General features: G+C 68.0%; 9 protein-coding genes. All 9 read right to left on the bottom strand.

All coding sequences use genetic code 11. The features are described from left to right. Positions 1 to 32: 32 nt before the first annotated feature. Complete coding sequence (locus ACNPM4_RS19230) at positions 33 to 458, bottom strand: YciI family protein (protein ID WP_029262274.1); 426 nt, start codon at positions 456 to 458, stop codon at positions 33 to 35. Positions 459 to 620: 162 nt separating this feature from the next. Beyond that, positions 621 to 2,006 carry a glycosyltransferase gene (locus tag ACNPM4_RS19225; RefSeq protein WP_448986816.1) on the bottom strand — a complete coding sequence of 462 codons (1,386 nt, stop codon included), beginning with the start codon at positions 2,004 to 2,006 and terminating at the stop codon, positions 621 to 623. Between the two features lie 8 nt (positions 2,007 to 2,014). Next, positions 2,015 to 3,601, bottom strand: a complete 1,587-nt coding sequence (gene guaA, locus ACNPM4_RS19220; protein WP_105711600.1) for a glutamine-hydrolyzing GMP synthase — start codon at positions 3,599 to 3,601, stop codon at positions 2,015 to 2,017. After that, complete coding sequence (locus ACNPM4_RS19215; protein ID WP_029262271.1) at positions 3,598 to 4,110, bottom strand: DUF3817 domain-containing protein; 513 nt, start codon at positions 4,108 to 4,110, stop codon at positions 3,598 to 3,600. The genes guaA and ACNPM4_RS19215 overlap by 4 nt, the downstream gene beginning before the upstream one ends. Positions 4,111 to 4,160: 50 nt before the next feature. Next, positions 4,161 to 5,138, bottom strand: a complete 978-nt coding sequence (locus tag ACNPM4_RS19210; RefSeq protein WP_448986813.1) for a class I mannose-6-phosphate isomerase — start codon at positions 5,136 to 5,138, stop codon at positions 4,161 to 4,163. After that, positions 5,135 to 6,343, bottom strand: a complete 1,209-nt coding sequence (locus ACNPM4_RS19205; protein ID WP_448986811.1) for an ADP-dependent glucokinase/phosphofructokinase — start codon at positions 6,341 to 6,343, stop codon at positions 5,135 to 5,137. Before ACNPM4_RS19205 ends, ACNPM4_RS19210 begins: the two co-directional genes overlap by 4 nt. Positions 6,344 to 6,380: 37 nt before the next feature. Further along, positions 6,381 to 7,244, bottom strand: coding sequence for a ketose-bisphosphate aldolase (locus ACNPM4_RS19200; RefSeq protein WP_448986809.1), 864 nt, complete (start codon positions 7,242 to 7,244; stop codon positions 6,381 to 6,383). A gap of 47 nt (positions 7,245 to 7,291) precedes the next feature. Beyond that, on the bottom strand, positions 7,292 to 8,137 hold the full coding sequence (locus ACNPM4_RS19195) for a carbohydrate ABC transporter permease (RefSeq protein WP_417506069.1): 846 nt from the start codon (positions 8,135 to 8,137) through the stop codon (positions 7,292 to 7,294). Positions 8,138 to 8,139: 2 nt separating this feature from the next. Next, positions 8,140 to 9,063: a carbohydrate ABC transporter permease gene (locus ACNPM4_RS19190; protein WP_029262266.1), complete on the bottom strand. Its 924-nt coding sequence runs from the start codon at positions 9,061 to 9,063 to the stop codon at positions 8,140 to 8,142. Between the last annotated feature and the right edge of the window lie 28 nt (positions 9,064 to 9,091).

The following is a 9,091-nucleotide window of genomic DNA, read 5'->3' as shown; positions in this document are numbered from 1 at the left end:
GCGCGCGGCCTCGTCGTTCGCGGATCCGTCCATCACTGCTGTGCGCGCTGGGCCTGCTCCTCGCGCCAGCCGGCTTCCTTCTCGATCCACTCGTTGTCGGCCGGGAAGTCCTCGACGCCGGTGACCCGGCGCACTTCGAGGAACGATCCGGCACCGAGGGGTGCACGGCTCGCCCATTCGGCAGCTTCCTCGCGCGACGAGACCTCGAGGATCCAGAAGCCGTTGAACAGCTCCTTGGTCTCTCCGTACGGGCCGTCGGTGATGAGCGGCTTCTCCGCGCTGAAGTCGACGACGAATCCCTCGGCGGCATCGGTCAGGCCCTCGCCCGCGACCAGCACGCCGGCCTTCATCATCGACTCGTTGTACTTGCCCATGGCCTCGATGACCTGCTCGAAGGGCATCTCCTTGTATGCCTCGACGGCGGTGTCGTCTGCGCGCATGATGAGCATGAACTTCATGATATTCTCCTTGTTCGAAGGGCCGTCTCTCGACCCTCTCATTCCAGACGTCGAACGGGAATGCCGCGGATCGACATCGGCGACGGAAATCTTCGAGATTTCTTTCACGGTCGCGAGGAGCCCCTCGTCACGCCGACTCCGGCGCCGAGGAGAGCGGGGGTGTCAGCGACGCGGTGGCGCAGAGGCGACCGCAGCGATCACGGCGGTGAGGGCATCGAGCGAGCGCTCCGGGCTCCACGCCGCAGCGACCGTCGGGGCCTCGGCGCTCAGCGCCGCGAGCCGATCGGGTTCGGTCAACAGGGAACGGATCGCGTCGCCCAGCGCGTCGACGTCTCCGCTCGGCACCAGGGCACCGCCGCCCTGCTGCAGCACGTCGCGGATGCCGTAGCGCACGTCGTACGAGATCACGGGAGTGCCGTGCAGCAGCGCTTCGACCACGCCGAGGGGCTGCCCCTCGAAGGCCGTGGAGGTGACCAGGATCGACGCCCGGTCGAGAACCGTCGCGGGTGAGTCCGTGTATCCGGCGAGCACGACGCGGTCTCCGGCGTCGAGCTCCTCGATCAGCGCGTGCAGGCGCTCCTGCTCCGGGCCGCCGCCCCAGATCTCCATCCGGGCGCCGGGCACGTCGGCCGCGAGGAAGGCGCGGATCGCGTGATCGACGCGCTTGCCCGGTGCGAGGCGGCCCAGCACCACGACGAGGCCGTCTTCGCGCAGGTCGTCCCGACCCTCGACGGGAGCGATCGGATTGGGCACGACCGCGTGCAGAGCCGAATCCCCGAAGCGGGCCACGACGTCGTCACGCTGCGTGGCGGTGGGCCAGATCACGGCGTCGAAGCGGTCGGCCAGGCGGAACCACCGGGTCCAGAGCGTGTTCATCGACGCATCCGGCGTGTAGGGCGCCTCGACGTGCATGGTGTGAATGGTGTGAACGATGCGCACACGCGGATCCGCCCAGTCCGCGATGAGCTCGCCCAGCTGGCGGGACTCGCAGATCACGACGATGCGGCGGTCACCGAACGCGGCCGCCACATGATCGAGCCACGCGCGGTAGAGACCACGGAAACCGTGCAGCGCGCCGGAGACCTCGCCCGCGCCGTCGTAGACCAGGACCGGCTCCGCGGTGAGGTGCCAGTCGGGGTTACCCGGAATGACCGGGAGCGCCGCGAACGGGCGCCCGTCGGCATCGGTCAGCACACGGTACTCGACGTCGGGGTCGGCGGTGACGGCGGCATCCGCTGCCGCACGCAGCCATCCGGCCGCTCCCCCGTCGGACGCGACCGCTTCATCGAAGAGGTTGCGCATCCGGGACGGGTCGGTGAGCGCCCCCTGTTCCGCGAACGTCCTGCGGTGGGCAGCGTGATCGGCCGCGGTTCCCGGGTCGAACGTCAGGAGCTGCGGGCCGGCACCCTTCGCGACGCCGGCACCGGCCAGCTGCCGGGCGCGCGCGAGCGTCGCGATCGTGTATCCGCCGTCCAGACCCGGGATCAACCGGCTGGACAGCACCAGGTACTCGGCGTCGGGCAGAGCCGGCGCCGCATCAGGGAGCACGGTGCTCCCTACTCCCACTCGATCGTCCCCGGCGGCTTCGACGTGACGTCGAGCACGACGCGGTTGACGTCGCGCACGCCGTTCGTGATGCGGTTCGAGATCTTCGACAGCACGTCGTACGGCAGACGCGTCCAGTCCGCCGTCATGGCGTCTTCGCTCGACACGGGGCGCAGCACGATCGGGTGACCGTAGGTGCGGCCGTCGCCCTGCACGCCCACCGAGCGCACGTCGGCCAGCAGCACGACGGGGCACTGCCAGATCTCCTGGTCGAGACCCGCCTTCGTCAGCTCTTCGCGGGCGATGGCGTCGGCCTCACGCAGAATCTCGAGACGGTCAGCGGTGACCTCACCGATGATCCGGATGCCGAGGCCGGGCCCCGGAAACGGCTGACGCCCGACGATGGCCTCGGGGATGCCGAGCTCGCGACCGATCGCTCGCACCTCGTCCTTGAACAGCGCGCGCAGCGGCTCGATCAGCTCGAAGTCGAGGTCGTCGGGAAGGCCGCCCACGTTGTGGTGCGACTTGATGTTCGCGGTACCCGCGCCGCCGCCGGACTCGACGACGTCGGGGTAGAGCGTGCCCTGCACGAGGAACTTCACCGGAGCGCCGCCCGAGGCCTTGGCCTCGGCGACGAGGTCGAGCTGCACCTTCTCGAACGCGCGGATGAACTCGCGGCCGATGATCTTGCGCTTCTCCTCCGGGTCGGTCACACCCTCGAGGTGACCGAGGAAGGTCTCTGCCGCGTCGACGGTGATGAGACGCACACCGGTGGACTCGACGTAGTCGTTCTCGACCTGCTCGCGCTCGCCCTTGCGGAGGAGGCCATGGTCGACGAAGACGGCGGTCAGCTGGTCGCCGATCGCCTTGTGCACGAGAGCCGTGGAGACCGCGGAGTCGACCCCACCCGAGAGAGCGGAGATGACACGGGCGTCACCGACCTGCTCGCGGATGCGCTCGATCTGCTCCGCGATCACGTTGCCGCTGTTCCAGTCGGAGGCGAGACCGGCACCCTTGTGCAGGAAGTTCTCGATCACGCGCTGGCCGTGGTCGGAGTGCTTGACCTCCGGGTGCCACTGCACGCCGTAGAACCCGCGCTCCTCGTTCGCGAACGCCGCGACCTTCGTGGCCTCGGTCGTGGCGAGCACGTCGAAGCCCTCAGGCGCCGTGGCGACCTGGTCACCGTGGCTCATCCACACGTTCTGCTCCGCCGGCTGACCGCCGAGCAGCGTGCCGCCGTCGCCCGAGATCGCGGCATCCGTCGCGCCGTACTCGCGCAGTCCGGTGTGCGCGACCTCGCCGCCGAGCGTCTGAGCCATGTACTGGAAGCCGTAGCAGATGCCGAGCGTCGGGACGCCGAGGTCGAAGACCGCCGGGTCGAGCTTCGGCGCGCCCTCCTCGTACACGGACGAGGGTCCGCCGGAGAGGATGATCGCGACGGGGTTCTTGGCGGCGATCTCCTCGGCCGTGGCGGTGTGCGGCACGATCTCGCTGTACACACCCGCTTCGCGGACTCGACGGGCGATCAGCTGCGCGTACTGCGCGCCGAAGTCGACGACGAGCGCAGGACGCTGCTGGGTCTCGGACTGTTCGGTCAACGGACACCTTCCGGGGCGGGGGTGGAGGCCTCGGCGGCCTCTCGTGTGGCGAGATAGGTCTTGACCTCACGGGCGACGACCGCCTCCATGAAGAACGACAGCAGCGGGATGACACCGCCGAGCGCGAGGAGGATGAAGCGCGGGAAGCGCCAGCGCATCAGGCTCCACATGCGGAAGCACGCGAAGAGGTACACGACGTAGAACCAGCCGTGCGCCACCAGGATGAACAGCGAGAGGTTGAACCCGTCGCCCAGCGAGGTCATCTCGCAGGAGTTGGTCATCGGGGCGAACAGCGACCACCACTGGCAGTCGGGGCCGGCGAGCACGCCGGCGAACCAGAGCGGTCCTCCTGAGCCTCCCAGGAAGAGCTCGAGGTGGATCGGCGTGTACTTCAGCACCATCTCGGTCAGCAGCAGAAGCAGCATGACTCCTGTGATGATCGACGCGATCTGGTAGAACTTCAGCGCACCGCGGATCGCCGGAAAGCTGGCGACTTTCGGTTCGGGCATGCGTCCAGTCTAGCCGCCGGGATCCGCCGCTCGATCCCCCGCGATCGCCCTCACGGCGCCGGGGGCCGCGCGATCAGGAGCTCGGCGTCACCGCTGACCTCGATCCCGCCGGCGGCGGCCGGGATGAGGACCGTGGCACCGGTCGGCAGCGCTTCGCCGTCGAGGTCGGCGGCGCCGTCGGCGATGATCATGATCGCGAACCCGGGTTCGATCACCGACGCTCCGCGCACCGGACGCCGCTCGAGTCGGAAATACCGATCCGCCGCGCGAGGGAAGACCGAACCCGACAGAGGCGCGGCACGCACGAGGGCGGCGAGCTCCGCCGGGCCTCGCGCGGCGGTCGTGACGGCGGTGAGTGCGAGATCGAAGCCCAGCCCCAGGTGCCCCTCGCCGGGACCGTCGATGGCGAAGCCCTCCCACTCCAGCAGGATCGACAGGTCCTCCGGCTGCTGCAGTTCGAGCAGCAGCACGCCGGCACCGATCGCATGGAGCTCGCCCGGTGGCACCCAGACGACGTCGCCGGGGCGGACCTCGACCTCGTGCAGCAGGCCGAGGAGCGCCGTCACATCCTGGCGCGAGACCAGGTCGGCGAGCGCTTCGACGCTCGTCTCCTCGCGCAGCCCGACGTGCACGACTCCTCCCTCGAGGATGTACCAGGCCTCCGCCTTGCCGTGCGTGCGGCCGAGATGCGAGGCGGCGAAGTCGTCGTGCGGGTGCGCGTGCACGGGCAGCCGCTGCCCCGCGTCGAGGAGCTTCACCAGCAGACGCGTGTCGGATCCCCACCGCTCGGCATGCACGGGACCGAGCCACGACACGGGATCCTCGGCGACCGCGTCGCGCAGCATCCGCCCGTCCGGGAGCGTCGTCAGCCCGAGTACCTGCTCGCCGCGGATCGTCGTGGTCGATCCGACCCAGTCCTCCGGTTCACGGGGTGCGGACTCGCGTTCCCCGCGGAAAGCGGCGATGCGGGCACCGCCGCGGTAGAAGCGTTCGGCCGGACGGTTCGACGCGAGCCGGATCGGTTTCACGGGTGCCCTCCGTCCTGAGCATGGGCGGCGAGGAACCCGCCGACGAAGGTGTCACCCAGGCCGATCGTGGTCGGGTGTTCGACCTCGAGGGCGAATGCCGGGACGCCGACGGCATCCGGCACGGCCGCCATGACAGCGGCGACGAGTGCCGTCCCGCCCGCATGTCGGGGCATGCGCGCCGTCTCGGCCGCCTGTGACGCCGTGAATCCGTCACCGAGCCGATAGCGGGTGGCCGCCACGCGCACGGCACTCTCGAGCGCCGCGCCGTGCCTGAAGGCCTCGGCGCCGATGGCGAGCGCCCAGTACCGCGTATGCACGACCAGCGCGGGGACGGGGATGATCCGGCGGATGTCTGCCAGGGCGCGGATGACATCCGCCGGATCGAGCAGGTCCACCGACCGCCCGACGTATTCCTGCAGTTCGTCCTCGTTCATGCCGTACACGTCGATGCCGGGGAGCAGCCGGATGCGTACCGTTTCCGCGAAGGCGCGCGTGTAGAAGCCGGCGTCCTCGTAGTAGACGAGAGCATCGTCGGGCAGTCGGAGCATCGCTTCGTGGAGCTGCTCCAGGCGCTGCTCGAGCAGGGCATGGTCCTGCATGGTGTTGAAGCCGGAGACGAGGAGCACGGACGCGGTGGCCAGCCTCTCCCCCAGCTCGGCAGCGAGACGCATCTCACGGTTCGGCGGATCGTTGGCGAAGATCAGCCGATTGGGTCCCGGCGAGAAGACATCCCCGTCGTGCAGCCGTATGCGTGCGCCGGCCGGATACTGCACGATCAGGTGCGGATCCAGGGTGTCCTGCGTCGCCGAGCACACGAAGGACACCCCGGGAGGCAGCAGCCGACGCACGTTGTCGTCGATGCTCACCAGATGCTGGATGCTGGGGATCCCCAGACTGTCCAGGACGAGCCCGGCCCGCACGCCGGTGCCGCCCAGGGTCACGGCGTACTCGAAGTGCGAGGAGAACGCCTCGATCACATCGGATGATGCGACGAAGCGCTCCGCGCCCGTACCGTCATCGACGAGGGCGAGGACGGCGACCAGGAGCGATCGCTCGTCGACGATGGGCGCGGTCGAGGTCAGCTCCTGCCGCCGCACGCGGTGCACGGAGGCCAGCCGCTCGAGCACCGCGGCATCCCACCGCAGTTCGTAGTCGACCGTTCCCCCGAGCCCGAGTACGAGCCGCCGGTCCTCGCCATCGCTCATCCGTCGATCGCCCTCCCCTTCGAGATCCGCCGTCCGATCAGTACAGGTCGGCCTTGCCGTCGGCGCCGAACAGCTCGATCTTCTCAGCCGCCGTGGCCTTCAGGGCGGCGATCGGCTCGGGCTGGATCGCGTTCGGCTCGCGCAGACGCTCGTCGGTGCCGAGGATCTCGCGCATGCGGTTGTGGTACGAGACCTTGATGTCGCTGGAGATGTTGATCTTGTTGATACCGAGTTCGACCGCGCGGAGCAGCTCGGAGTCGGGGTTCGCCGACCCGCCGTGCAGCACCAGCGGGATGCCGACCGCGGCCTTGATCTCCTGCAGGAGGTCGTGGCGGAGCTCCGGGTTCTTCTCGGCCGGGTACAGCCCGTGCGAGGTGCCGATCGCGATGGCGAGGCTGTCGACGCCGGTCTCCGCGACGAAACGCACGGCGTCGGCCGGGTTCGTGTAGATGATCTCGGCGGCGCCCGACTCGCCATAGCTGTCGTTGGCGCCGATCGTGCCGAGCTCGCCCTCGACCTGGATGCCGACCGCGTGGGCGGCATCGACGACCTTCCGGGTGAGGGCGACGTTCTCGTCGAAGGGCAGCAGGGAGGCGTCGATCATGACCGAGGTGAAGCCCGCCTTGATCGCGGTGATCATCTGCTCGTAGCTGCCACCGTGGTCCCAGTGGATGGCGACGGGGACGCTCGAACGGTGCGCACGGGAGTGCATCGCGGCGATCAGGTCGGTGGTGATGTGCGAGACCTCGTCGGGGTGGATCGCGATGATGACCGGGGCGGCCTTCTCCTCGCTGATGTCCATGACGCCGTTGAACATCGCCCAGTCGCTGATGTTGAACGCGGGGATCGCGAAGTTGTTCGCGTTGGCGACATCGAGGATGGATTTGCCGGTGTAGAGCACTTGTATCTCCTGTTTCGTGGTGGTCTGGGCCCCGGACGGGACGTCGTTCAGCTCTTCACGGACCCGGCCGTGAGGCCGCTGATGAAGTACCGCTGGAAGAAGAGGAAGAGGATGAGCACGGGGATCGACCCGAGCACGCTCATGGCCATGATCTGGTTCCACTCGTAGGAGTGCTGGCCCATGAGGAGCTGGATGCCGATCGGCACGGTGCGCATGTCGATCGTGCGCGTGAGCGTCAGCGCGAACAGGTACTCGTTCCACGCGATCATGAACGTGTAGATGCCGACCGAGACGATGCCGGGCACGGAGATCGGCACCAGGATGCGCCAGAGGGCCGTCATGGAGCCGGCACCGTCGACCCGCACGGCCTCGTCGAGCTCTTTCGGCAGGGTGTTGAAGTAGCCGGTCATCATGATGATCGCGTAGGGCAGGGTGAACACCATGTAGGTGAGGATCAGCCCCGCGTAGGAGTTGTAGAGGCCCAGCCCGACCATGAGCCCGAAGTACGGGATGAGCAGGGTGATGGGCGGCACGGCCTGCACGCTCACGATCACGACGTTGAGGATCCGCTTGCCCCGGAAGTCGAAGCGGCTGAACGCATAGGCGGCCTGGATCGCGACGATCAGCGTGAGCACCGTGACGGAGCCGGCCACGATGTAGCTGTTCAGGAAGAACCGCATCGTCTCGGCGTTCGTGAAGATCGCGACGTAGGCGTCGAACGAGAACGTATCGGTCAGCAGCCGCGGCGGCAGTTCGAAGATCTGCGTGTTCGACTTGAACGAGCTGGACAGCATCCACAGCACGGGCCCCGCGGCGAAGACCGCACCGATGAGGAGTCCGATCATGAGGCCGGTCTTGCCGACCCGACGCTGGTTCTGGGCGGTGAGAGCCATGGTCAGTCCCTCGCTTTCTGATGACGGACGTAGAACACGGCGAGCACCATCGACATCAGCAGCACGAGCACGGCCGAGGTCGACGCGAGCGAGAAGTCGTACTTGGCGAAGGCGAGCTTGTAGGTGAAGGTGCTGAGCACCTCGGTCACATCGATCGGACCGCCGCCGGTGGTCATCCAGATGAGGGCGAACTGCTGCGAGGTCCAGATCAGATCGAGCAGCACGAGGCTCACGATGATGGGACGCAGCTGCGGGATCGTCACGTTCCAGAAGCGCTGCGTGGCGCTCGCACCGTCGACCGTGGCCGCCTCGTGGAGTTCGGCGGGAACCCCCTGGAGCCCGGCGAGCAGGCTCACCATGAAGAAGGGGTACCCCGCCCAGATGTTGATGAAGATGATCGTGCCCAGGGCGAGCTGGGGTGAGGCCAGCCACTCGATGTCGGTGTTGAGCAGGAAGTTGACCACGCCGTTCGGGGCGAGCAGCATGCGCCAGAGGACCGCGATGACCGCGACCGTGAACAGCCACGGCAGCACATAGAGGGCCCGGAAGAGCGACCGCGAGAACCGGCCGAGGAGCGGGCTGTTCAGCATCATCGCGAAGGCGAGGCCCAGTACGAGGTGGGCGGCGACGCTCGTCACCGTGAAGAGGATGGTGTTGCCCGTCGCCTTCCAGAAGCGCGGGTCGGAGAGGATCTCGACGTAGTTCGCGATGCCGACGAACTCGGGCGACTTGTTCAGGATCACGTTGTCCTGGAACGAGTAGCCGATCACCATGACGATCGGCACGATCATCAGCACGAACAGCAGGATGACCGTCGGCGAGAGGAAGGCGTACGACTCGGTGGTCTTGCGCAGCTGCCGTCGGCGCCGCGAGAGTGCGACCCCGGTGACGATCACCTCGGTGTCGTCGGATGTTCTGAGACTCATGGGAACTCGAGCTCCTTGGTTGGTCGGG

It is taken from the genome of Microbacterium umsixpiens, from assembly GCF_053543675.1.
This window is presented reverse-complemented; position numbering and strand designations above follow the sequence as displayed.